The sequence below is a fragment of the Rhodopirellula sp. P2 genome (assembly GCF_028768465.1).
Taxonomy (GTDB): domain Bacteria; phylum Planctomycetota; class Planctomycetia; order Pirellulales; family Pirellulaceae; genus Rhodopirellula.
Map to the genome: position 1 here is coordinate 6,489,962 of NZ_CP118225.1, position 26,269 is coordinate 6,516,230.

Genomic DNA, 26,269 nt, shown 5'->3' on the forward strand with positions numbered 1-26,269 from the left:
TTGTCGGCGACCAACTAACCGTGAACCGCCACGACGACGCGTCCGCGGTGATCACTGTGATGCCAATTCTTGGCCGTTTCGATCACGTCGTCCAGTTGAATCTCGTTGATCATGGTTTCCAATTTCGCGAGATCCAAGTCACGCACCAATCGCTGCCAAGCTTCCGAGCGTCGAGGTTGCTTGCATTGAACGCTGTCGATGCCAGCCAACGTCACCCCACGCAGGATGAACGGAGCCACGGTGGCGGGAAAGTCCATGCCACCGGCCAACCCGCATGCAGTCACGACACCGTCGTACTTGGTCGACGCGCAGATGTTCGCAAGCGTGTGACTGCCGACCACGTCGATCGCGCCCGCCCAAAGTTCTTTGCCCAGCGGTTTGCCGGGCTGCGAAAAATCGGATCGCGGCAAGACTTCGTCGGCTCCCAACTCTTTCAAATAGCCCGCTGCTTCCGGGCGTCCCGAAACCGCAGCGACCTCGTACCCCAGTTTCGATAGCAAACTGATCGCAACGCTGCCCACGCCTCCGCCCGCACCGGTCACCAAGATCGGGCCTTGCTCAGGCGTGACGCCGCCACGTTCCAACGCCATCACACACAACATCGCGGTGAAACCAGCGGTCCCGATCGCCATCGATTGACGCAGCGACAATCCTGCGGGCAACGGCACCAACCAATCGCCAGGCACGCGAGCCAATTCGGCATACCCTCCCCAATGAGCCTCGCCGATGCCGTAGCCGGTCACCAAAACCTCTTGCCCAACTTGGTAGCGATCATCGTCGCTGGATTCGATCACCCCGGCCAAGTCGATCCCTGGCACCATCGGGAACGATCGAATCACCGGCACTTCTCCGGTGATCGCAAGCACATCCTTGTAGTTGAAACTGGACCAATGCACTCGAATGGTCACGTCTCCCTGGGGCAACTGTTGCTCATCGATTTCCTGCAACGTTGCGGTCAAGTCCTTGTCGTTCTTCGTGACCAAGACGCCGCGCATGATTTTGTTCCTCGGGGTGGGTTGAGAGCTGATCGCAAGGTTGAGCAATGAAGTTTCCCCACCAACGTCCGCCGGTCAACACCGAGAAGCAACCCGTGCGGCGGAACGCTCCAGGGCTCCATAGAGCCCATCCCGAGCTCAAGCACATTTCCCCCCGTAAAACACGCGTTTTACGAATTTTCCTGAACAACCAAAATGGAAGCCTTCTGCGCAGTCAAATACGATGCGCTGTCTCTCCCTCCCCACATCCTTCCGTGCCCCAATCAATCCCATGCGTCGACCAGCTTTCGCGTTCCATTGGTTTCTCTTCAGTTGCCTGTTGGTCGGACACACCGCCGCTGGAGCGAACGAAACACCGCAACAATGGGAAGTCACCGAGCTTCGATTCCAAGTCGACTCTTTGGCAAACAATCCGGTCGACACACCGTTCTCCGCGACCTTCGCCAACGACGCCGGGCAGTCACTCAAAGTCCCCGGCTTCTACGACGGAAATCAAACGTATTGCATCCGCTTCACGCCCCCGGCGTCAGGCCAGTGGACCTACACGACAGCGTCGCCCAACACCGAGCTCCACGATCAAACCGGCAAGCTGAACGCCGCCCCCGCGGCCAACGCACGTCGTGGCGGAATCGAACTGGATCCCAACAACGATCGCCAGTTCCAATTTCAAAACGGCGATCGCTACTTCCCGATCGCTTTTGAATGCGATTGGTTGTTCGCTCTCGACGCCGAAAACGCGGACGACATTCCCCAGACCCGAAAGTTCGTCGACACGCTGGCGGAAAACGGATTCAACCAAGTCGTCCTGAATGTGTTCGCCTACGACGTCAAATGGGCCAAGGACGATCGCCTGAACCCCAAGTACGAATACGGCAGCCCCAAGGTCTACCCATTCGCTGGCGACAACGAATCCCCCGATCACTCGAAACTCAACATCGAGTACTTTCAACGACTCGATCGCGTGATCGAATCCCTCGATCAAAAGGGCATCGCCGCTCACCTGATGGTCTACGTTTGGAACAAACGCGTGAACTGGCCGGAAGCCAACTCAGCCGCCGACAACCGCTACTTCGATTACGTCGTCCGTCGCTACCAAGCCTACCCGAACCTGATCTGGGACATCTCCAAAGAAGCTCTCGGGTACGGCCACAACGACGTCAACTACATCCACGGCCGCATCCAGCGTCTGCGAGAACAGGATGCCTACAAGCGTTTGATCACCGTGCACGATTACGGTTACTGCCGACGCTTCGCCGACAAGATCGATTTCGTTTCCGTTCAGCTCTGGCAATCCGAGCTGTACCACGTGATGCGTGAGGTCTGCAAAAATATCCCTGGCAAACCAATCCTCAACATCGAACACGGCGGCTATGAAAAAGGTCCCTACGTGGTCTTCAACGGCAACTACACGTCACCAGAGGTCTGCCTGGAACGATCCTACCAGTGCGTTTTCGCCGGCACGTTCCCAACCCACTACTGGCAAGGCGCTGCGTGGAACGTCATCGTCCCCGACATCACCGAACTCGCCCCCGAAGACCGTCCGCGACTGGACTACTACCGGCACCTGAAAACCCTGGTCGAAAAGTACGACCTCGGCAATCTGATCGCCGGTGACAAACACAGCAACGCAGGCTTCAGCCTTCACAACGGCAAGGGACAAATCCTCTACTACGTCCCCAAAGAAAATGACTTCTTGGGATTGCGTCTGCCCAGCGAAGTCCGCGGGCAGATGATGAGTCTGACCTGGTTCAACCCCTTCGATGGCACGTTCAGTGAAACGACCCAGCAGAAGATTGACCCGTGGCCCGCCGTCAAAGTCCCCGGCGAGAAGGGGTTCCGGATTTTGATCCTGAAGCATCCAGTCCCCCGCGATTGAGTCCCCAGCGAGTGAGTCCGCAGCGTCAGACTGCAACCGGAATCCGCTGCAGAAACTCCAAGGTCGCGCTGGCAAACTCTTCCGGGTTGTCTTGCGGCACCCAGTGCGAGCAATTCTTCATCGGATGCAACTCGGCGTTGGGCATGTCCTTGACCAACTGCTCCGCGGTGCTGATCGGTTGCCATTTGTCATCCTCGCCCCACAGCAACAACGTGGGCTGCTGCATCTGGCCCAGACGACTGGTCAGCGGAGTCGTGTGGTTCGTGTTCAGACTCGCCGCGTTGCGAACCAAACTCACAATCCCTTCGCGTTCTTGGTAAGGCGTCACAATGCCTTCCTTGAACTCCTCGGTGAGTCGTTCTGGACGCGACAAACCAAACTGAAAACTCTCGACCAACTTTTCGGTCATCTCTTCGGGTTTCATCTTCGCATTGCGAGGATGCCCCATCGCGAGCATCTCGTCGACGGGCCAACTGTCGTAAGCAACGCTGTTGGACAACACCATCGATCGAACCAGTTCAGGTCGCCGGTCCGCCAAAATCAAAGCCACCCCGCCACCAATGTCGTGAGCGACAAAGTGAGCGCTCTCGACACCCAAGTGCTCTAGAAAACGCTCCACAAAGTCAGCCTGAAATTCAATCGAACGATCGAAATGGTCGCGGCGGTCGGAATACCCATAGCCAATCATGTCGGGTGCGATCACTCGGTAATGCTGAGCGAGCGTGTCAATCACATCGTGGAATAAAAATGACCACGTTGGAATCCCATGCAACAACAGAAGTGGTTCGCCGTCGCCCACATCGGTGTAAGCGACATTCAGTGGTTCATTGATCACGCCGTCGAGTGAAAGCGTTTGTTGACGTTTGCGAAAGTCTTGAATATTCATCGACATCTCCGTGGGGGAAGAAAAGCACATCTTTTTTGAACACCCGTTCAACAAAGAAATGCTCAGCGATGACCCAGGTCCGCCAAACTGCAAGGAGACTCATTGGCCCCGGCTCAGCGACGCCCAATCAATTCTGTCAGCGTCGCCAGCGTTTGCTTCGCGGCAGCCGCGTCGCCACTGACTCGTGCTTGCAACAAAGCCCCGTCGCCAACCGCGACCGTCAGTCGAGCCAGCGTGATCGCGAGCGGTTTCTTTGCAATGGCACCTGAACTCATCGCCTCTTGATAGGTCTTGGCAAACTCGTCCACCAAACGTTGGGTCGAGTTTGCCATCATGCCAGCGATGATCGCATTTTTCGGGCCAATCTCGCCGCCTGTGTTGACCAACATGCAGCCGCGATGATCAGGCGCCCTCGCGTCGGCTTCCCACCGAGCCACCACTTTCGCGATTCGGTCCATCGGCTCCCCCTCGCCGCGAAGCAGATCAATCACTTCCTTGACGCGGTGATCGATGTAGCACTGAACGGCTTTTTCAAAGATCGATTCCTTGTCCCCGAAGGCGTTCACCAAACTCTGGCGTCCTTCGCCCGTGGCAATTTCCAATTCGCGAAAGCTGGTTTGGTTGTATCCCAACCGCCAGAACACATCGACAATCGCTAGCAGAGTCTGCTGGGGATCAAAGTTCCGAGGCCGACCGAGCGGTCGTGGTGATTCTTTTTCAACAGACATGGAACGGGCAGAGCGAGAATTCGGCGACAGGTGAAGGAAGCGATTAGCTTAGACGATCTTACCCCAACCTCCGCGAAGCTCCGCTCCTCCGCCTCTCCGCGTTTCAACATTCGCGTCGATCGCACTCGCCCCGTCGTAAATGATCGAGGGTCAAAGCTTCCAAACCACCCTTCGGAAAGACGGCAATGTTTGCATCGGGGCGACTGGGCCGAATCGTCATCCACCAGTAGTCATGCAATGACGACATCCCAAACGAGCGGGCTATTTTAAACGCGGAGAAACGGAGGAGCGGAGTTTCGCGGAGTGAGGTCAGCGATCAACTTGGCTTGGGTCCGCCGTAACGGTTGACGATGCGGTGTAGGCCGTCGATCAACTTTGCTTCGTGAAAATGATGATGCGCATGCCAACATCCAATTTCATCAAACCCACATGGGACGAAGTCGGCGAGGAACTTCGATCGCTGCACCAATGAACACATCAGTCAACTTCATTTGATTCCATCTCAATCACCACCAGCTCAGCCCCCTCTTCTCCCAACCTCCGCGAAGCTCCGCTCCTCCGCCTCTCCGCGTTTCAATCTTCTCATCGTTCAATCACACCCCGTCGTAATTGATCGGCAATCAAAACCCCCAACCCACCCTTCCGAAAGACGGCGATGTTTGAACCGGGGTGACTGGGCCGAATCGTCATCCACGAACGGTCACGCAATGACCACATCCCAAATCAGCGGGCTATTTTAAACGCGGAGAAACGGAGGAGCGGAGTTTCGCGGAGAGAGGTCACCGATCAACTCGGCTTGGGGCCGCCGTAACGGTTGACGATGCGGTGTAGGCCGTCGATCAACTTTGCTTCGTAAAAATGATGAACAGGCAATATCCAAATTCATCAAATGCAGATGAAACCGAGTCGGCGAGGAACTTCGATCGCTGCACCAATGAACACATCAGTCAACTTCATTTGATTCCATCTCAATCACCACCAGCTCAGCACCCTCTTCCTCCAACCTCCGCGAAGCTCCGCTCCTCCGCCACTCCGCGTTTCAATCTTCTCATCGTTCAACCTCGCCCCGTCGTAATTGATCGGCAATCAAAACCCCCAACCCACCCTTCCGAAAGACGGCGATGTTTGAACCGGGCCGACTGGGCCGAATCGTCACCCACGAACGATCACGCAATGACACATTCCCAACCAGCGGGCGATTTTAAACGCGGAGAAACGGAGGAGCGGAGCTTCGCGGAGAGAGGTCACCGATCAACTTGGTTTGGGGCCGCCGTAACGGTTGACGATGCGGTGTAGGCCGTCGATCAATTGTGATTTGAAAAAGTTGATGCGCATGCCAACATCCAAATTCATCAAATGCAGATGAAACCGAGTCGGCGAGGAACTTCGATCGCTGCACCAATGACCACACCAGTCAACTTCATTTGATTCCATCTCATTCACCACCAGCTCAGCACCCTCTTCCCCCAACCTCCGCGAAACTCCGCTCCTCCGCCTCTCCGCGTTTCAATCTTCTCATCGTTCAACGACACCATGTAATTGATGGACAATCAAAGTTTCCAACCCACCCTTCGGAAAAAACTCGAATCCCATCGTCATTCAAACACTCGCACCGGTCAGTCGCGTCAAGACTTTGAGTACCGCCTCCACGCTCGACAAATTGGCCGTTTCAGTTTGGGTGTGATAAGAAGACGTGGGCAACTGCAGCGTCGTTCCACTGACATCGCCGCTGGTCGCATCGATCAAGCGTCCGAGCTCGGTTCGGCCGATGGAGCTTTGCTTTTCACGCGTCTTGTTCAGCTCGCTCACGTATTCGTCTTTGAAGCGATGCGTCACCTTCAGCTGATCGCAGACCCGCTGGAGTTCCGCGGTGACGGCTGGCTCAAACTCCGCCACCGAATCCCGATTCCGAAGCACCACTTCCTGGACGTTCAAGTCATCCGGTGTTGGAAACGGACTGGTGTCCAACACGATCAGACGTTGGGTCTTCAAATCAAATCGTTGGAACCATTCCGCAACGTATCGATAACTTCGCCCGCATTCTTCGCCCGCGGTGAAGAAGACTGTGCCGCGAAACCCCCGGCGAATCATCTCGATCAAAATCGCGACGGACACAACGTTGTCGAGCTGGGCTGAGATCTGACCATCCTCTTCCCGCAACCGATCCACAAACGAGATCGGCGTCCCTGGTTGAAGAAAGTCCAGCCCATCGATGTCGAAGATCAAGTTCTTGCGTCGCGGACAGATGAAAGATTCCGTGATCGTGCCCTGACCCAAATAAGATCCCGCGTAGGGCGTGTGAGCTTGCACCCGCTGGCCGCGAAAACGACCGGCGATCAGTTCCATGAACTGTTCCGAAATGGAATCCCCGTTCAGCTCCCCCCGGTTCCCAGCAATGAACGCCGCGTACTGAAACTCCCTTGGTCCGGTGCAAAGCAGTCCGTGACGATCCACGTGAGCCGAGAGGTAATTGCTCTCTGGGTCGCTGCCTTGCGCGACCAGCAACCCGTGATAACGCGTGATCGTGACCGGGAATTCTTCCAGCTCACGCCGCAACACGCGAAAGAACGCGTCTTCCACGCCGACGACCGAGGGTTCGCGAATGAGTGCCCGAAGCAGATGCAGGAAACCTTGAAGCGAGTCGTGGGAGCGTTTCATGAGCGGACTGACGGAAGCGGGTGCAGACTCCCGATCGAGAGCCCACAACACCTGGTGGAACGAGTGTTTGGACAATGCGTATATGCCGTTCCAGCCAACCGCACAATGGCACCTTCGAAAGAAAGCTGGCTGCCGGTTTCAACGCGTCTCCCACCAATCCGCGTAGGGTGTATTCCTCACCAGTTGACGGCTGTGATCGGTGTCGTCGTCCCACCAAGTCGGCCCGCGTTCCCCGAGCTGGATCTTCGCCTCGTTGACCGCATCGCGAGCCATCTGCATCGCGTCTTCATCCCCCGATGCCTTCGCAGACTTCACGTCCCGTCTCGCTTTCATCAATTCGCGAACGAATTGCTGACGCTCCGTCTCGCTCAAGTTCGGATTGGTGCACCGCCACAATCGTTGCTTGTGAACAAAGTATCGACCGTCAGGTGTCATCGGGTACTTCACAGCCAGCCCCTCACGCACTCGCAACCGCGACGGCTCCGCACTGATCACAAAGACAATCCGCGTTCGTCGTTTCGCTGACGCCGAAATGCTCACGGAGCAATTCCCAACGACACTTCGATGACTCGGCAAACTCGACCATCTCACGCAAGGCCACCTGACGATCCTCGGATCTCACTCGAGTCGCTTCCTCCAAGCGATCCGCGACACGGTGCTCAAGCTCGTCCACGATCAAACGCCATCTTCCCCGTCCGGCCGGAGCGACGATGCCCCGAGAAGACAACAACTGAAAACAGTTCTTCAAGGTGACGCGGCCGAGCGGACTGATCGGTGCCAGCTTCGACAACGCCACCTGGCCATCTTCGCCCAGCTCGTGGACGCCGCGAACCAAGGTGTGATGCGCCGTCATGATCTTGCTCGCCGCCATCATCCCGCCCGCAAACATTTTTCGCAGGTCCACATCTGCGGGATCGTACAACAGCGTGCAACGCGATCGCTTGCCATCCCTCCCCGCTCGCCCCATCTCTTGGTAGTACGACTCCAACGAACCTGGCAACTCGACATGAATGACTTGACGTAGATCTTGCTTGTCGATGCCCAGCCCAAACGCGTTGGTCGCAAACATCACACTTGGCCCCCCGTTCATGAACTCCTCTTGAGCGGCAGCACGTTCAGCCTTTCGCAGTTTGCCGTGGTAGCACAATCCACCGAAGGACTTCGCCAGCTGGTCCGCCGTCTTGGTCGTTCCGCAATAGACAATCGCCGGCTCGGTGCGTTCCAGCAGACCTTCGATCTCGAGCGCACGATGCAACTGTTTCAGTTTGTCTTCCGCCGAATAGCAACGAACAACTTCGATCCGCAGGTTGGGCCGGTCGATTCCAGTTCGAACAATGGTGGGATCGTTCATACGCAGCGAGCACCGGACCTCATCCAGCGTTCGTTCCGATGCGGTCGCGGTGAGCGCAGCCAACGGCGGATTCCCCAACCGCTCCCGAATGGATGGCAAGCACAGATAATCTGGACGAAAATCGTGCCCCCATTGGCTAACACAGTGCGCCTCGTCGACCACCATCAATCCAACTCCCACACCCGCGAGCAATTCGCAGATGTCGGTTTTCTGCAATCGTTCCGGTGTCGTGAGAACGAACTTGACCTTTCCCGCGGCAATCTTTGACCGGGCGGACTCAATTTGCTTCTTTGTACGCGTGCTGTTGAGCACCACGGTTGGCTGACCAGCCTCTTTCAAATGTTCCGCTTGATCTTTGGCAAGCGAAATCAACGGGCTGACGACCAACGTCACCCCATCGCGGAGGATCCCGGGAAGTTGATAGCACAGGCTTTTCCCTGCTCCGGTTGGCATCAACACAATCGTGTCCTTGCCAGCCACAATCGACTCGCACGCCTCGCGTTGACCGTGACGAAAGGATTGAAACCCGAAGCAACGATCGAGGTGAGGGTGGAGATCCATCGTAGAACAGTCATTCGGCGGGCGGCGATTTCAACGCCGACGAGCGGCACGTGGTCGACCAGCCTCGCAAAGCCTGTGCCAACACCACGTCGGGTTTTCAAACGAGTCCAGAGCGATGAACCGTGTCGCCGCCTGTCCTTCCCGCTAACCTCTTCCTAGAGCGTTGACGGCAGCGGTGGACCTGCGGCGAGATGAATCGCACGGCAATCGCACAAAACGACAACGCACAAACCGCAGTCTCCCCAACCCGGCTCACTTCATGACCGAATCTTCTTCTCGCAGCGAACGCATCTTGATTTGCGGAGCCACGGGCTACGTCGGAGGGCGGCTGGCCAGACGGCTGCTGGAAGAGGGCTACCGGGTGACTTGCCTGGTTCGAAGTCCCGAAAAGCTGACCAAGTTTTCGTGGGGGCAACACGAGCGTCTCACGGTTGTCCAAGGCGAACTGGAAGACACCGAGGCCACCCGGCGTGCTCTCGAAAACATCGACTTCGCGTACTACCTCGTGCATTCGATGCAGTCCGCCAAAGGCGAATACGCTCAGCGAGACCGTGAACTGGCGACTGGGTTCCGCGACACCGCCCAAGATTCTTCGTGTCGTCGAATCATCTATCTCGGTGGTCTGGGCGAGTTGGGTGCCGACCTTTCGGAACACCTCGACAGTCGCCACGAAGTCGGTGAAATCCTGCAATCCGGCCGCGTGCCCACCACCGTGTTCCGCGCCGCGATGATCATCGGCTCCGGGTCCGCCTCCTTTGAAACGCTGCGTTACCTGGTGGAGCGTTTGCCGATCATGGTCACGCCCAAATGGGTCAAAACGGAAACCCAGCCCGTCGCGATTCGTGACGTCCTCCGCTACCTCGTCGCTTGCTTGAGTGTGGACGAAACCACCGGCCGCACGTTGGACATTGGCGGCCCGGATGTCATGTCGTATCGCGACGTGATGCAGGTGATGGCAAAGAAGCTGAAACTGCGTCGACGAATCATCCTCCCCGTTCCCGTCTTGACGCCCTACCTGAGCAGTCTGTGGATCGGGTTGGTCACGCCGGTCAGCAGCAGCATTGCCCGACCACTCTCAGAAGGCTTGAAGAACCGAACGGTTTGCCGGAATGACGATGCCGTGCGATGGATGCCCGGTGACTGCCTGGGAATCGAAGCGGCCATCGAGGCGGCTCTCAGCAAAACGCAGCATGGCGAGATCGAAACGCGTTGGTCGACCGCAGGCAAAATCCCGGGCGATCCAGATTGGTCCGGGGGAACGACCCTGACCGATCGCCGCGAAACCACCGTCCAAGCTTCTGTCGAGCAAACCTTTGCGGAGATTCGGTCGATCGGTGGAGCCAATGGCTATTGGGGCGCCGGGTTCCTCTGGCGAATTCGCGGCTGGATGGATCAAGCGATCGGTGGCCCTGGTCTCCGACGTGGCCGCCGCCACCCTCGTGATCTGCATTACGGCGAAGCGGTCGATTTCTGGCGAGTCACCAAACTGATCCCCAACGAACGACTGACCTTGCGAGCCGAGATGAAGCTGCCCGGCGAAGCAGAACTCGACTTCCAATTGGAACCGTCCTCGCCGGAAACGACGCAGGTCGTCATGACAGCGAGGTTCCGTCCCAAAGGTCTGCTGGGGCTGGCGTATTGGTACGCGGTCTTGCCGCTGCACAGCTTGGTCTTCCCGGTCATGCTTCGCGGGATCGCGAAAAAGGTTCGGGGGTGAGCGGTCCGAACTCTGGCGAATCCGGCGACGGTCTTGCCAACGCGGCGGGTTGAACAACGATCTCACTGCAAGTCGTCCGCTACCATGGAAGCATGCCGTTCAACAATTGCCAGCAATGTCGTCGTCTCTTTCATTTCCTGGAACCAACGCATCGCATTGAGTCCGTAGGAAACTGGCCGAGTGATTTGGACTCGCTTTGTCCCGAATGTCGACGGATGATCCTCCACAGCCAAGATGGCTCCAAAGCAGCCGAGGACAAACCGGTCGAAGGCCAGTCAGAAGATACAAAACGCTTTGACTGAGGGGAGTGAATAACCAGCCGTGGGTTTCCGCTTGCGATAGCGGTGCCGTAAGGAACCGTTCGGAATCGAGTTCGGCTGTAGCGGAGCGGCGCGAGCCGCCCGGTGTGTCACCGGAGGGCTCGCGCCCTTCCCCTACCTTTTGAATCCCGAAGTTGTTTCCGAATGGTTCCTAATCGGGAAGAGTTTGACGAATTGTTCGTCAAGTTGGTTTGCCCAACTTCCAGGTGGGAAGATCAGTCGGATTGGTCTGACAAGACGGTTCTTCCGAGGGCCTCTTCTCGTCGGCAGCGACCGCGAGAACTGTTTGAGCAGTTCGGCAAGAATGATCGGGCATCATCATGTGAGCCGTTTGGGCGTTCGCCTGGACAGCGAAATGCTTGGTCTTGACAGCGTTTCAAGCTGCGGAGGTTTAGTTCCTCGACTTCGCCCCAACGGGGCAGCCCTACGCCAGCCCAGGGCAACGCCCTGGGTTTTGGCTGCCCCGTTGGGGCGGAGGAAAGAACAGAAATCAACAACGCATCTTCCGCGTCAACACCAAACATTTGGCAGTCCAGCGTTCGCCCCGGTTGGACGTGGAAGCAACCACGCTTGCCAAGACATTTCAAATGCCGAAATCCTCCTGCCGACCTGTTGCGGGTGAAGCAGGCACGCAGAAATGATTGGGTTTCCCCGTGTGAGCCGTTTGGGCGTTAGCCCCGGTTGAACGTGGAAGCAACCACGCTTGCCAAGACATTTCAGATACCGAAAGACTCCTGCCAACCTGTTGCGGGTGAAGCAGGTACGCAGGAATGATTGGGTTTCCCCTTGTGAGCCGTTTGGGCGTTAGCCCCGGTTTTGCGTGGCAACCGTGGCGAACGCCAAACGGCTCACAAACCCGATGACACCGGCGTACCTGCTTAAAATAAAACGGCCTCCACCGACATCGGCCTTTCGCTCCATCCACCAATGAGTCAGCACCTTGCTAGACGACTTCGATCTTTTCGGCGATGTGAGCGGATCCGACAGTTCCATTGGCTGTGGAGGGCTCATCTTCACATTCGCCCTCGCGGCTCTCCTGTTCATCCTCGTTTCGGTTTGGATGTCGTGAGCGCATCTTCTTCTTGCGGAATCGCATCGCCCCAGGCGGATTCCGATTCGCCCAAACCCGCGTTGGTCAAACACACCTCCGCTCCCAAACCCACGTGATCAGGCACGCACCGGCGTCGGCCACCGGTGTATCACAATCAACCGCGGGATGTGGTGTCGGTGTGCACCACCGAATGCAATTTGCAAGAAAGTTTCCAATGTTCTGTTTGTCCAACTTTGTGCACGAAGGACATGCGCGAATCTGCGTCTTTGCCCACGAAAATAAAGAAACGGACGTGAGACTTCCTCGCCGCCAGCCCGTGTGAGTCTCGGAGTTGATCGCTCGGAGCCGAAGCCAACTATCTTCCTTCTTCGCTTGGACTCAAAAGTGAGTGGATATCTTTTAGTTTTGCTGCCAACTCATCAAATGTAAAGATGCTGACGTCCCGCGAATTGTGTCTTATAAGCTCAAACGACTTTCGCTCAACTCGTGACTCGGGTGTTGTACCGATTATCAAGACACAATCGACCATAAATGTTTCGATGTCATAGAGTCCAGCATTTTCCTTTATCGAAGCAATCTCTCTCTGGAATTTGTACTTTTGGTCAAGCAACTGACCAATTGACCCGGCAAACTCATGTGACGGAGAATAGAGACCAGCACGATATTCAGCAGACCTCAGAATCTTAGTGCTTGGCTTCTTGATTTCAACGAGTGCAGAATTCTGAGTCAATCGATTCTTCACCAAAAAATCCGTTATCTTGTCACCTGAACCAGTGATCGTACGTCCTCCAACCGACGCCTGATCTTGGATCTTTAGAATCGGATACCCAAAGACAAGCGACAAAAGATATGGATTGTCAGACAATAATCCCTGCCAGTCTCCCTCTGACGACTTGCGTGCCAATAGCTTGTCAACCTCAGAGATAAGCCACTCCAAATTCATCAGCTCGATGTCTTGCTGTAGCTCAATCACTCTTTTTCGACTCACCGAATGGATCGCTTTTTGGTTGTTAATGACCAGTTCGACAATCGCTTCTGAATCGCGTCTGGATGGCCGCTCTGCAAACGATGTTGACGAAACAAATTTGTGAATGACTCCTTTTTTCAGGCCCCTCTTTCGTGCGGGGAATTTCTCGGGATCCAATTTCGTGAGGATCTTGTTGTGGACGAGAATGTCTCGATCCTGTCTCGCTTCGGACCGATAATTCTCGGTAATCCTGTTGATCGCTTTTCTCAACTCCTCGAATTCATCAAAGGAAATTACCAATCCGTAGTCATGTAGCCCCGTCGGCTCTGTCTTACTAATGACGAGACTTTCAACGTCCGGAATTTCCTCCACGGCAAAAATAATACTCTGGTAATCCTTGACTAGCCCCAAACCGTACTCGTAGTCTTTGATGAAACCTGCGGGGAACTCCTCGAGCAAAGAAACAACTTCGACTGGTGATTTAGGCGTATCAAAATCGAATCCATCGAGTACTAGTGACACTAATCGCTCGTACTTTCTTTCGAAAAAGCGTTCATGGCCAGCAAGAGTGTTGATGGGTGAGATTTCTACGAAGTTGTCCTGTCCGTTTACGAGAAGGATCTGACGTTTGGCTTTTGTACGGTCTGCGTCAGTCTTGTCTGGGCCCGAAGACATTTGCCACTTGCTGAGCGAAGGCAGAAGATCAACTGCAACACAGTTTGGGAACTCTTCGCTAATGACCAGATCATCTGCGGGATTGCAGTTCGGATCATGGAGTCTCGCCATTCGGTCACCGCTCGGGGTTTCGTGGATAGTTGGCTGCGGAAGACGTGTTCTGCGCAGATTTCAGGCGACAGCATCACAGACACCGAATGTAGTTGCTATCGCAAGTTGTTGCATGAAGTTGCATCGACCAACGAGAATTTGGCAACCGCGTTGGGCGCGTCGGTCACTTTCACCTCCGCAACGAACCGTGGCCGGATTTCAGTGCTCCGGTTTCATCAACCGGGATCCGTCGCGTCAGCTCGAACTATCCTGGAAAGTCACATTTCCATTCCCAGATTCGGAAGTCGAGCAAGGAGCATTCATCCCGTAGCATGTCGAGAGAAGCTTACAGAGGTAGTCGACAGCAACGCGGGAGATTCTCCAGGTGTCGACAAGTTTTCCATCCGCTATCCAACTCTATTGCAAAGCCAAAAAGCACTCGAAGGGCACCAGGAACGAATACAAAGCCACAGTGAGAAAGTGGATCAGTTGGGGCAAGTAATTCCTCTGGAACATCTATCCCGATCAAGCATTCGAGATTTTCTGGATTGGGGTTGCGACGATAAGGTTGAACAAGGAGGTGAGAATCCGGAGCGGACATCGAACAAGGCATGCGATCATGCTCTTGCAACTTACAACTCGACTGACTGTGCGGTCACCAGCGAAATTTGTCTTGTGTTTCTCCGCACGTTAGGCAGTCGTCTTCATACAGCACATCACCCTGGCATTCCTCGTCAAGACATTTCGATCGCTCGACGTCAAAAGTTTCTTCGCAAACAAAGCAGTACAGCTCGCGCTGCCCCGGCTCCTTTGTGGGGAAGAACGCTGACAATGTTCGCAATCCCCAATCGGCACACTCACCTTGACAGCTAGGACACCTATAGTAACGCCGCCTTTTATTGAGTCCCAAGAAACGATGCAACTGGGCAGGCTCAAGCACTTCCATAAGTATGCCAAACTCCCGTCCGAGGACGCAATTTACGCAGGAATCCTCGTAGTCCTCAACATCAGAAACTTGGTATTCCCTCCTAACTCCAAACCATTTCTGTTGCCCTATCAAATGCTCCGAGACAACTAAGCAGTTCACAAGAATCTCTTTCGCAACAAGCTTGAGACTGTTGTCGACGCTGTGGACCAACACGTTACGTTTCCTGCGAAGTTGGGTAAACAAGTCAGTAAATTCGTCGTCGAGCGGATTCTCGGAAACAGCGCCATACAGCCGGCACAAATCTTGTGCATCGACTGTTTTGAAATCGGCAAAGCGAATATTCCCATCACTGTTTTGCTTAGGCCATTCCGCAACCTTGTTGGCAATCAGGAGATACGGACTGATTCTTGCGATCCTTCCTTTCAACAGAAACTCAGTACCCTGAACGGACAGACTCAAGGACTGACCAAGGTGCTTCTGCACCCTCTGCCAAAAACGTTGCTCTTGTTCACTTGGAGCATCATCATCTTCGTCGTCAGCCGAGGCATCCCACCACGTTTCTTTGGCGTCGTTCACATGCAATAGATGAGAGATTGCCTCAGTCCACGCCAAGTTCAAATACCCAAATCCGGACTCTTCGTAGTGGGAAGCATTCGGTACTTCGATAATCAACTTTCGTTCCTGTTGTTTCGTGCTTTTCGGGTCATTTCACATGAAGAAAGAGCTGGTTGCAGAACGATGAGTTCATATTCGCTGAGAATTTTTGCAGGCGACCAAGCTAAGCAGGTACGCAGGTGTCATCGGGTATGTGAGCCGTTGGCGTTAGCCACGGTTTTCACTCGCAACCGGGGCTAACGCCCAAACGGCTCACATGGTTGTGCCCGATCATTCCAGCCGACCTGCTTAGCTCCCCTCGGACAACGTTCTACCATTGTCTACTCAGAGTGTAGCACCGCGTTTGCATTCAGCACACGGCGACATGGTGTTCAAGTTAGATCGGCTTCGGTATGGCAACTCCGAGTCGACACTGTGAGTGGGGTCTTTCTTCCGGATCAGCTTACAAGTGTTCCGTTGGCCGAGTCCGGTTGCTCAGTGACCGAAGCACGCTGAGTATGATGGCCAATCCGCAGCGGATGGACAAGCCGATAGGTCGCGGAAGACTGTCAAATTGCTTTCGGTCCCGAAGACCGACGCTGCACGGGTGGCCGACACCGGTGTACCGAGTTTGTGGCTGCCAAGGCGGAACGATGCTCCAAGTCTCGTCGCCTGCTTCCGATTCGCCAACCATTCTCGGTCGAAAATGAGTGAGGAGCGGCGAAGCTTTGCTCGTTGAACCCTGGGCGAGTTTGGAGCCGCATTGGGTGAGCGACTTTTTCTGAAAATCGGTGTCGGGCAGCGTGGCGAAATGGCGGGGGTCAGGTTGAGGACTTAACCGACCGTCAATCGAGAACCACACATGAACGATCAAGACTACGAGCTTCCATCCGTTGAGACGATGGATCCACGCCCGCTGCCAAAGCCCCTGTTTCATTTTTGGCGTTGCTTCTGGCTGACGTTCCTTGTTGTTTCACTGGGCTATGCTTGGCATTGCTTCTACGTTCCCGCGAACGAGATCGCTTGGGCGAAAGACTACGCTTCGGCGAAGCGGCATGCAGCCAAGGCCGACAAACCGATCCTGCTCTCTTTCACTGCCAACTGGTGTGTTCCCTGCCGCGTCATGAAACGCCAAGTCTGGGCCGATTCCCAGGTGATGGAGTTGGTCAATGCGGAGTTTGTCCCGGTGGCGATTGACGTGGGCGATCCGGAAAACGCCGAGATCATGGCGGACTACGGGATCGAAAGTTCTCCCGTCACCATTGTCTGCGACTCACAAGGGAAAACGCTGGATTGGCGAGCAGGAGGAATCAGCAAACCGGTCTTCCTCGAATTGCTTGATTCGTCGCATTCGTTACGCGTGAACAACAAGTGACGTGGCGGAAAGACGCGAGCCCTCCGGTTCCTCACCGGGCGGCTTGCGCCACACCGCTAACATCGTCACTTGTTGTTCACGTGGTCCTTAGCTGAGCGGCGGTTGAAGCAGGTCGGCAGGAATGATCACGCACAACCATGTGAGCCGTTTGGGCGTTCGCCCCGGTTGTGCGTGAAAACCGTGGCCAATGCCAACGGCTCACATCCCCGATGACACCTGCGTACCTGCTTCGCAGGATTTTCATGGAAGGAGTGCGGGCCGCTGGCGTCCCACCACCGCCGGATTGAACAACGGAATGGTTCTGAACGTTCTTCGAGCGGAACTGGATTGGCTGCCCGGCTAGCCGACCTTCTATCGTGCAGTGGCAGACGATTCTCCTTCGGACTCGTCGCCATCGATCATCGCAGAGAAAAGGTATTCCGATGTCCCGTCGAAAATTCATGTCCGGTGCGATCGTTGCGGCTCTGGTCACTGCCGGAGTGTTTGTGTTGAGCCGAACCACGCGAGCGGGTTACGAATCGGCGGAATACAAAGTCGTCGAGTCCGACGGTGAGTTCGAAATTCGCGAGTACCCCGACCTGATGCTGGTCGCCACGAAGACCAAGATCGATGCTCAGGGCCGCGACGGCAGCTTCATGAAGCTGTTTCGTTACATCTCAGGAGCCAACGAATCGGAGCAGAAAATTTCCATGACCACGCCCGTCTTCATGGAAAACGACAAGGCGGATTCGGAAGTCCAGATGGGATTTGTGATGCCCAAGGAAGTCGCGGTGGAAGGCGTTCCCTCGCCGACCGGTCCCGATGTGGATGTCCGCAAACGAACCGGCGGACGCTTTGCCGTGATCCGATTCGCTGGCAAATTGGACAAGAAATTGGCCCAAGAATCCGAAGCCAAACTACGAGCCTGGATGGAAACCAAGGGTCTGACGGCAGCCGTCAACGACGACACCGATTCGAGTGAAACCAGCGGAGTCGAAGCCGCATCGTACGATCCTCCCTTCACCCCCGCTCCCCTGCGTCGCAACGAAGTCTTGATCCGACTGAAGTAGTCACCTCGCTCCGAAAGAGCCAGCCTCGCGGGTTCGGAAGATGATGGATTGACTGCTAAGCAGTTCAGCAGGAGTCTTTCAGCATTTTGAATGTTTTGGGCAGCGTCGTTGCTCCCACGTACAACCGGGGCGAACGCCCAAACGGCTCACATGGTTTTGCTCGATCATTCCTGCCGACCTGCTTACCAATCGTCCGTTGTTTGTTCTTCCCAGTGACAGCCAAGACCAACCATCTTTCAACAAGGCGTTTTCAACGCCAAGGTCGCTGCCGGTTCCGGCCATCGTTCAGGGTTGGCTTTCGCCAAAGTAAGTCGCCAACACGTCATCCCACTCAGGGCTCGACGTCTGGCGTAGCAGAATCCGATTGATCGGTTCTCGCAACTCACTGTCACTCGGCAAGGCGATGGCATAACTCTGGCGTTCAAACGTGATCGGCAGCACAAAGGCCTCGCCAGGATAGTTCTGATGAGTCTGGTATCTCAGAATGGGAGCGTCGTAGACCACTGCGTCACACTGGCCCGCCACCAAGCTCTGCAGCGCCGTTTCAACATCTGGGTGATTGGCGGAATTGATATGCCGAGCTCGAAGATAGTCCGCTGAAGTCGATCCTTCCACGGTCGCAACCTTCGCCCGAGAAAGATCGGCTGGGCCTTCGATCTGGGAACGCAGTTCCGTCAACGTCAACGCGGACGTCACCGCCGCGGTGAATCCAGCGATGATGAACAGCCCGGCAAACATCCAAATCAAACCAATCAAACGCCCCCCCAGGGTACGCGGAACCTTGTCCCCGTAGCCGACCGTGGTCAGAGTCACTGCAGCCCACCACATGCCGGCCGCGATCCCCTTGACCCAACCCTTGTCGAATTGCTCTCGGTTGTGCCTTCGCTCGAACAGGTAAATGCCAACCGCACTGACCAGCATGGCCAGCACCAACCCCGCCAAGATGCGAAAAAAGGTTCTCGACAAGATCGCGTCCATGATGCCCGACCATCCCGAACCGCGTGGCCGCGATCCCACCGCGATCCCCAATCCCGAGGTATGAAAGGAGTGGGTGAAGTCCATCCGTTTTTCGCGTTCGTAGTTCACCGTGATCGCCGCGACGGCCATATCAACCTCACCAGATTCGACCGCCTGCAACATCTCAGGCAAAGAAAATCTCAGCAGCTCCACTTCAATCTCGTGGCCTGATTCGATTTCCAACTCAGCCTTGATGTCACGCAGCAAATCCATGCTGATCCCAACCCACTGGCCGTCCTCATTGAGCATTGCAAACGGTGGCACCTCCCGCGTCGCCACCACCAATTGATTGGGCACGCTCAGCCGGACTGCGTCGTCATCTTTGGTTTCTCCCAGCGTCCCATCCTGAGCCCAGCAGGAAATCGCCCACAACGAAAGAAGCAGTCCTCCCGTCAAGCTTCGACTTCCAATTGAGTGTTGCATGCTCCATTCTTTCCACTGGATGACCGACGACGGCGAGTGAGATCATCGAAATTGTACAGGGTCAAAGTCGACCAGGCGTGTGAAGCGATCACTCAACTCGGGTTGCTACGACTTCAACAGCCGATCGATCATTGCGATCAACTTCTGGCTGTCGAGTGGTTTGGTGGTGTAGTCCGTGCAACCGGCTGCCAAGCATTCGTCGCGATCGCTCTTCATTGCATTCGCGGTCAACGCAATGATCGGCAGTTCACAACCTCGTCGGCGCAGTTCGGCAGCGGCTTCGTACCCGTCCATGACCGGCATCTGCATGTCCATCACAATCAGATCAACCCTGGACTTTTGGTGCCCGAAAATGGTGTCGATCGCCTCTTGTCCATTGGTGGCTGTGGTGACATTCCCACCAGCCTTTTCGATGAAGTGTTGAGCGAGATAGCGGATGTCCCGTCGATCATCGACGACCAAAATATTGGCCGAAATCTGGAGATCCTCTTTGACCTTCTCTGCCGAGACATCGATCAACAGGTTGGGCACAACCAGTCGCCCAGAAGAAACAGCTTCGATCGTCAATGTGAATTTGCTGCCTCGTCCATACGTGCTTTCGACCGCGACGTCCCCCCCCAGCGCGTGTGCCAACCGTCGACAGATTGCCAGCCCCAATCCAGTCCCGCCAAAGGAACGTGTCGAAGTGCTGTCCGCTTGGACAAAGGGCTCAAACAACGACAGCTGATCTTCAGGTTTGATCCCGATGCCCGTGTCAACGATTTGGAAAATCAACCGGCACGTGTTGGCAGCTGGCAGCTTCGAACGCAACGGCCCCTGCTTTTCCCCAGCACCAGAGCGGCCTTCAATCCCTTCGTAGCGAACCAGGATTTTGACTTCCCCCGAGTCCGTGAACTTGATCGCATTGCCGACCAGATTGAGAAGGATCTGACGGAGTCTCACCGCGTCGGTTTCAATCAAATCAGGGATCGGCCCATCGAACTCGATCTTCAGCGGCAGATGCTTCTCGGACGCACGAACATCCATCAACGATCGCACCTCGGCCAACAAACCGTCTGGCCGCACCCGTTCGGTCTCCAGCTGCATTTTCCCCGCATCAATCTTGGACAAGTCCAAAATGTCATTGATGATGTTCAACAAAAAATTGCCATTGCGGCGGATCGTTTCGACCACCTGAATGTTGTCGGGATCCTTCAGATGATCTTTCAAGATGTCAGCATGCCCCAAGATCGCAGCCATCGGCGTCCGGATTTCATGCGACATGTTTGCGAGGAACTCACCCCGGGATCGGTTCGCATTCTCGGCCACCACTTTGGCCTGTTTGAGCGACTGTTCAAACGCTTTGCGATCGTCCACATCAATGACGTAGCCGGTGTAGCCCACGAAAGCACCTTCGGAATCGAAACGCGGCCGACCGACATCAACGGCCCACCGATAGTTGCCATCCGCCCTTCGCAATCGGAACTCCGAAAAGAATGGCTGGTGTGCTTTCGCTGCGGTCAAAAATTCTCGCCCGGCACGTTCGTGATCCTCTGGGTGGGTCGCATCGGTCCAACCGAGTCCCATACCTTCCAGGCGTGTTTGCCCCGTCGTGTCGTACCAGCTCTTTGACAGGAACGTGCACATGTGATTTTCGTCCGTGACCCACAGCATCGCGGGCGACGCATCCGCGATTTCTCGAAAATAGCGTTCGCTTTCGCGGAGCAGGTCAACCGATTGCTGCCGTTGCGTGTTGTTGTAGAAGTGACAAACCACCCCATGACGGTTGTCCGGCAAGACAATCCGCTCGATCGACCAATCGTAGGCCTCCCTCTCACTCGTATCGACTCGCCGTTCGACCAACGGCGGTGCGGCGTAGGGCTCGCCGGTATCCAGGGTATGCCGGAACAGCTTGACCGCTTCATCGGCAAATGCCTTCGGCCAAATCATGTTCATCACTTCGGCAAAGGGTCTGCCGATCAACGGGTCCACATTGATGAACACTTTTCGTGCGCCGGCACTGACGTAACGCACGCAAAAATCGGCGTCAACGACATACAAACCTTGCGGGTTATCGGTGATCAAGCGTTGAAACGTTTCGTGCGACTGACGCAGTTCCATTTCGGCGGTCTTGCGTTCCGTGATGTCCCACTGCAATCCGGTGTAACGCAGGGTTTTGCCGGACTTTGACTTGAGCGGTTCACCGACGGCCACCAACCAGCGCTCGCCATGTCGGGGATGGTTGATCCGAAACTCACTCCGAAAAGAAACATTCTGCTCGATCGCGGCGTTCCATTGCTGGGCAATTTGCTCTCGTTCGGATTCCACGATCGAGGCGAACATCGCTGACTCGCTGGGCTGAACGTCCTTTCCGAATCCATGCAACTGGCGAAAGGCGTTGGACCAGTACACATGTGTCTTGCTCCATTCCCAAGCTGCCATCCCACCCGCTTGAATCGCCATGTCCAATCGGCGAGCTTCGCGACGCAGATTCGTTTGCACTCGATCCTTTTCAAGCAGCAGGTCACGCACCTCGAATTGCCGCATCCGATCGCGAAGTTTGGCTCGCACCGTGTTGATGAAGACGGCAATCCGCAGCGGTCGATTGATCAACGTGACGTGTTCAAGCGAGAGAATCCGCTTCAACAGTTTCGAATCGGGATCGCCTGCTTGCAGCAGGACCAAGATCGGCACCTCCGACCATTTCGGTTGTCGGTCCAGCGCGACCTTCAACTGAGCGATGGCAGCATCGGTCAGGTGTTCCTGCGCGATCAGGGCAATTCCAGCGCCCGCCAAAATGGTCTCGGCAAATGAGTCGATCGTTTCGCAGCAACAAACGGCGACATCATTCTCCTTCAAAATCTTGGCGCATAGCTTGGCATCCTGCGGCGTCGGTGCATACGCAACGACGCGTTGGTTGTTGCCGTCTTGTTCAGCGACACGATCGGCCATCTCGTCTGCAATGACAGCTTTTCGAAGTGACTCCATTAGCTCGCCTGACCTTCCCTGTCGATCAAGGTGTCGTTCTCGCCATCGAACTCGGGAACGCCCGTCAAAATCCCGCGGAACATTTTCAGTGGCGGACCGATCTCGACACCGCGGTTGCTGAGCTTGAACTCGCGGATCGTTCGTTCATGGCGGCCAGTGCGTTTCTTGATGACCGAGATGGCTTGCCGTATCTCCCCCTGAGCTTCGAAATAACGAAACAACACCACCGAGTCCGCCAGATAACTGGCGTCCACAGGCGTTCCCATTGCCTGCCCCAACATCCCGTGTTGAGCGACGACCACCAATGTCAGAATCCCGCGTTTGCCGAGGTACTGAAGCATCTCGTGCATCTGGATGATGAGAAATTTCTCGTGAGGCATCGAGTTCAGGTAGCCATTGATACTGTCAATCGCAACGATCCCGACGCGACGGCCCTGGTCATCCGGCCGAACGGAATCCCGAACCAAGCATGCGAACTCGCTGGGTGTGATTTCACCAGGGGCCAGATTGACGATATGAATCAGTCCCTCATCAACATGCTTTTGCAAGGCGTACCCCAGGCCTGCGGCGCGGACAAACAACGACTGCATGCTTTCCTCAAATTGAAACAGCACGGCTCGCTCGTTTCGTTCCGCAGCAGCAACCGCGAACTGCAACGCCATCGACGATTTGCCAACTCCAGCTGGCCCCAACAACAGAGCACTGGTGCCTGCGTTCAACCCACCGCCGAGCAACTCGTCGAATTCCGCGTTGCCGCTGTCTATCAAATGCGTGTCAGTGGCCTTGGTCAGTTGATCGGATGCTTCACGCGGAAAGACCTTCAATCCGCCTCGCACAATTCGCAAATCATGTGCCCCACCAAGGAAGCTGCTGCCACGATGTTTCAAAATCCGCAATCGGCGTCTTTCACCACCGTAGTCCGACAGCAAGTGTTCCAGCCGAATGACTCCGTGGGCGATGCTTTGCAAATGCTGGTCGTCCAGACCGGAGTAGTCGTCCAACAACAGCACCGTGCAACCGCGGCCAACGAAGAATTGCTTGAGTGCCAGGATCTGCCGGCGATATCGCAGTGACCCCTGGGATAACAGACGCATCTCGGACAACGAATCAAAAACGATTCGTTTTGGCTGCAGTTCCTTGACTCGTTCCAAGACCCTATCCACCGTGGTGCTGAGTTCAATCTCAGAGGGTTCGAACATCGTGTACTGCAACCGCGCGTCCTCGGCGGCGGTCGTGTCGACCAACTCATAGATATCGATGTTTTCAAGCGACCAACCGTGCGACGCTGCAACCCCCTCCAGCTCTTGCTTGGTTTCCGAGAGTGTCACGTACAGCCCGGTCTCGCCCTTGCTGACGCCCTCCAACAGAAACTGCAGTGCAAGGGTCGTCTTGCCAGTGCCGGGCATGCCTTCGACAAGGTACAGCCGATCGGCGGTCAGGCCCCCGTGCAAGATGTCATCCAGTGGCGGGTTGCCCGTGCTGATCTTCGTCGGAAGGTTCTGCATTGTCATGTCGTTCATTGCCTTTGCGTTCGACCGCATCAAATTTCGGCTGTGTGAATTGGGCGATCGATTCCATCATGCGATTCGCGTTGATCGGTTCTGAAAGATAGTCGATGCATTCTGCTTCCAGGCAAGCAAGTGCAACGGCAATCGTTGACAACGAGCAAATGGCAACGTACCACATCCAGAATCAAGCTTCATGCTCACCCGAGGTGCAGAACGCGACGAAAAGCGAGTCGCTAGTCAACGCTGTCCGTCGGTGGTTGGCTCCGAGCCAACGGGCTCCAAACCGATCGTGGGATTGGACGCGGAAAATCGCGTGAAGCTTGTCCGCTGGAATGGGAACCCGGTATACACGCTGAGCGGTGACCTCGGTAACTCAGTGGATCCCGCCACAGCCCCCGTTTTCGTGGCGGCAAAGCCGGATCCAAACCGACGGGACGCTCAACAGCGTCCTCGCTGGTTCGGCTGAGCGGCACCGAACCGGCGTGGCCCGCAACTGAACCACCCAAAGTTGACCGCCACCCCCTGCAGAACTATGCTCTCACCGCACCACTCGATTCTGCTGCATGAGCTAAGCAGGTCGGCAGGAATGATCGGGCAAAACCATGTGAGCCGTTTGGGCGTTAGCCCCGGTTGTACGTGGGAGCAACGACGCTACCCAAAACATTCAAAATGCTGAAAGACTCCTGCCGAACTGCTTAGCGGACCACGGAAGGCACCCTGCGATCACTGCTGATCAGACCGAGGATCTTTCAATCCATCTGTCGGAAATTCCGAGGCGCGACGATGAACCACGCATCGATTTTAGGACTGCCCCTTGCTGTCTTGCTGGCATCCGCTGGATTGGCGAGTTCTCTACCAGCCGAAACCAAGACGTTTTCAATCTCGCGGGCGACCTACACTTCCACCAAGGCGAGATTCGAATGTGACGTGGAATTGAAGGAGGACGATGACGCAACGCTTTCCCTCACGATTCCCCAGAGCGAACAAGAGATTGTCGAAGCGTCGATCCAGTCAAACGTTCCGATCCTAATCACGACGACCCCGGTCACGAACTCCGGCTCGAATAAGATCGAAGTGAAGGTCATGGGTCATAGCGGGCGACCAGCCACTGTGACTTACTTGCGTCCTCTTGAACTGTCCGATGCAGTCCGTGTGCGACATGAGATCGACCGCACGCCCGGCCAGCCCTCTCGCTTGAGCAGCTTTCTAACGATCCAAGACTGGTCAGCGTCCGACGCCCCTTGGTCCAAGGCCGATTTCCTCGTTGATGGTGAAGGACTTTTGTTCGAGTTTCCAGTGACCATGCAACCCAAGCAGCACTTCAGCGCTCCGATTGGAAACTTGCAGGCCTACCAGATTGGCTTGCATGAACTGGGCGATTCCATTGTCGCGATCCATGAGAACTCGGCCTACTCAGTTGGCCACCTCAGCAACCGAGGAAAGCATGCGATCCCCGGTGGCACCGTCCAGGTGTTCGCAAAAGACCGTTTGCTTTACACGACCCAAATTGACCGGTCGATCGCCCCGCTTCTCCTCTCCAGCAATGGTGCAATCGAAAAGGGTGGGATGATTCGACTTCAAGCCATCCCCACCAGCCGAGTGGCGGTGGAGTCCGTGTCGGAAGCAGATCGTTGGCATGAAGCGGTCTCGCTGTCAGAGGGGCTCCTCACGGTTCGGACTCATCAGGCCACCGTCATCGCGATCCACAACCGGACGCCCACTCCGATCCAGGCCTACCTTCCCGAGGCCTCGACTCCAGTTCAGATCACCGCGGGTGTGAAACAGAAGTTCGCGACGGACACCACGGCCAACACTCCTAACCTCGAGATTGATCTGGCGGATCTCAATGCTGAGACACTCCAACTTCATGTCGAGCACCTGGGCGATCTCCAAATTCACAGCCAAGACGCTTCCGCTGAAACATTGAGCGCAGTTCGCCAGCAACTCACCCGTATCCAAGCCCACGGTTCGAGAATGACAGCCCGAGCCAAATCGAAAGAGGTGATTCAGAAACGACTGGATGAACTGTCCAGCGAATCACCCGACACGAACCTGGCTGCCAAGCTCTACCAACGGTTGGGCACACTCCAAGAGGAAATTGAGCAGGAGCGTTCGGATCGAGCCGCGAGCGTGCAACAGCTCTTGGAGCTCTTGTTTCCGACTCACGCTTCACTGGTTCCCCCAGCTCCAACGCTTCCCCCTGCTCCACCGAACCACCCTGTTCCACCAAATCACCCTGCCCCGCCGATGGCAACCATCGGACAGGAACCAGTGCCGCCGGAGAATCCCGTGGGGGCTGAGCCAGGAGCAACAGAGGAACCTTCTGGCTCCACTCCCCTGGATGTTCCAGGCATCACCATCGAGCCTGCTGAACTGGGCGACTTGCCTGCGCCCGCCGCAAACACATTGAACTGAATTCCTGCGGCATCCAGGCCACGAGCCTTTGTGCAGCGAGCTGCACCAAAGCGTTGTGACCGTTTCAATCCGTGCAGCTTCCCAATTTAGGTCGGGTTGAGCCGGTTTTCTTGAAAAT

General features: G+C 55.8%; 16 protein-coding genes. 5 read left to right on the plus strand and 11 right to left on the minus strand.

The genetic code is table 11. The annotated features are described in order from the left end of the window. Positions 1-14: 14 nt before the first annotated feature. The gene (acuI, locus tag PSR62_RS22845) at positions 15-995 is read right to left on the minus strand and encodes an acrylyl-CoA reductase (NADPH) (RefSeq protein ID WP_274405275.1); all 981 of its coding nucleotides are present in this window, start codon (positions 993-995) and stop codon (positions 15-17) included. 271 nt (positions 996-1,266) lie between these two features. Between acuI and PSR62_RS22850 the strand changes: the two genes are divergently transcribed. Then, positions 1,267-2,871 carry a DUF5060 domain-containing protein gene (locus tag PSR62_RS22850; RefSeq protein ID WP_274405276.1) on the plus strand — a complete coding sequence of 535 codons (1,605 nt, stop codon included), beginning with the start codon at positions 1,267-1,269 and terminating at the stop codon, positions 2,869-2,871. A gap of 25 nt (positions 2,872-2,896) precedes the next feature. Here PSR62_RS22850 and PSR62_RS22855 read toward each other — a convergent pair whose 3' ends face one another. The 5 genes from PSR62_RS22855 to PSR62_RS22875 all read right to left on the minus strand — a co-directional run bounded on the left by PSR62_RS22855 (position 2,897) and on the right by PSR62_RS22875 (position 9,055). After that, a complete protein-coding gene (locus PSR62_RS22855) occupies positions 2,897-3,757 on the minus strand; it encodes an alpha/beta fold hydrolase (RefSeq protein WP_274405277.1) in 861 nt (286 codons plus the stop codon). Positions 3,758-3,870: 113 nt separating this feature from the next. After that, positions 3,871-4,485, minus strand: coding sequence for a TetR/AcrR family transcriptional regulator (locus PSR62_RS22860; RefSeq protein WP_274405278.1), 615 nt, complete (start codon positions 4,483-4,485; stop codon positions 3,871-3,873). A 1,599-nt stretch (positions 4,486-6,084) separates the two neighbouring features. Beyond that, positions 6,085-7,143: a peptidase M42 gene (locus PSR62_RS22865; protein ID WP_274405279.1), complete on the minus strand. Its 1,059-nt coding sequence runs from the start codon at positions 7,141-7,143 to the stop codon at positions 6,085-6,087. A gap of 138 nt (positions 7,144-7,281) precedes the next feature. Further along, a complete protein-coding gene (locus tag PSR62_RS22870; protein ID WP_274405280.1) occupies positions 7,282-7,578 on the minus strand; it encodes a hypothetical protein in 297 nt (98 codons plus the stop codon). A 22-nt stretch (positions 7,579-7,600) separates the two neighbouring features. Next, a complete protein-coding gene (locus tag PSR62_RS22875) occupies positions 7,601-9,055 on the minus strand; it encodes a RecQ family ATP-dependent DNA helicase (RefSeq protein ID WP_274405281.1) in 1,455 nt (484 codons plus the stop codon). Between the two features lie 259 nt (positions 9,056-9,314). On the opposite strand from PSR62_RS22875, the gene PSR62_RS22880 reads away from it, so the two are divergent. Then, positions 9,315-10,772, plus strand: coding sequence for an SDR family oxidoreductase (locus PSR62_RS22880; protein WP_274405282.1), 1,458 nt, complete (start codon positions 9,315-9,317; stop codon positions 10,770-10,772). 1,726 nt (positions 10,773-12,498) lie between these two features. On the opposite strand, the gene PSR62_RS22885 is transcribed toward PSR62_RS22880, so the two are convergent. Further along, the gene (locus PSR62_RS22885; RefSeq protein WP_274405283.1) at positions 12,499-13,896 is read right to left on the minus strand and encodes a Shedu immune nuclease family protein; all 1,398 of its coding nucleotides are present in this window, start codon (positions 13,894-13,896) and stop codon (positions 12,499-12,501) included. Between the two features lie 634 nt (positions 13,897-14,530). After that, complete coding sequence (locus tag PSR62_RS22890) at positions 14,531-15,475, minus strand: hypothetical protein (RefSeq protein ID WP_274405284.1); 945 nt, start codon at positions 15,473-15,475, stop codon at positions 14,531-14,533. Between the two features lie 784 nt (positions 15,476-16,259). Here PSR62_RS22890 and PSR62_RS22895 point away from each other — a divergent pair. Together PSR62_RS22895 and PSR62_RS22900 are read left to right on the plus strand one after the other, a co-directional pair. After that, entirely contained in the window at positions 16,260-16,772 is a 513-nt protein-coding gene (locus PSR62_RS22895; protein WP_274405285.1) for a thioredoxin family protein, read from the plus strand. 422 nt (positions 16,773-17,194) lie between these two features. Continuing rightward, a complete protein-coding gene (locus PSR62_RS22900; protein WP_274405286.1) occupies positions 17,195-17,821 on the plus strand; it encodes an SOUL family heme-binding protein in 627 nt (208 codons plus the stop codon). Positions 17,822-18,106: 285 nt separating this feature from the next. Here PSR62_RS22900 and PSR62_RS22905 read toward each other — a convergent pair whose 3' ends face one another. The 3 genes from PSR62_RS22905 to PSR62_RS22915 all read right to left on the minus strand — a co-directional run bounded on the left by PSR62_RS22905 (position 18,107) and on the right by PSR62_RS22915 (position 23,739). Further along, positions 18,107-19,261, minus strand: a complete 1,155-nt coding sequence (locus PSR62_RS22905; protein ID WP_274405287.1) for a transporter substrate-binding domain-containing protein — start codon at positions 19,259-19,261, stop codon at positions 18,107-18,109. Positions 19,262-19,366: 105 nt separating this feature from the next. Continuing rightward, entirely contained in the window at positions 19,367-22,228 is a 2,862-nt protein-coding gene (locus PSR62_RS22910; RefSeq protein ID WP_274405288.1) for a PAS domain S-box protein, read from the minus strand. Continuing rightward, complete coding sequence (locus tag PSR62_RS22915; RefSeq protein WP_274405289.1) at positions 22,228-23,739, minus strand: ATPase domain-containing protein; 1,512 nt, start codon at positions 23,737-23,739, stop codon at positions 22,228-22,230. Before PSR62_RS22915 ends, PSR62_RS22910 begins: the two co-directional genes overlap by 1 nt. A gap of 780 nt (positions 23,740-24,519) precedes the next feature. Here PSR62_RS22915 and PSR62_RS22920 point away from each other — a divergent pair. Continuing rightward, the gene (locus tag PSR62_RS22920) at positions 24,520-26,151 is read left to right on the plus strand and encodes a hypothetical protein (RefSeq protein ID WP_274405290.1); all 1,632 of its coding nucleotides are present in this window, start codon (positions 24,520-24,522) and stop codon (positions 26,149-26,151) included. The last annotated feature ends 118 nt before the right edge of the window (positions 26,152-26,269 follow it).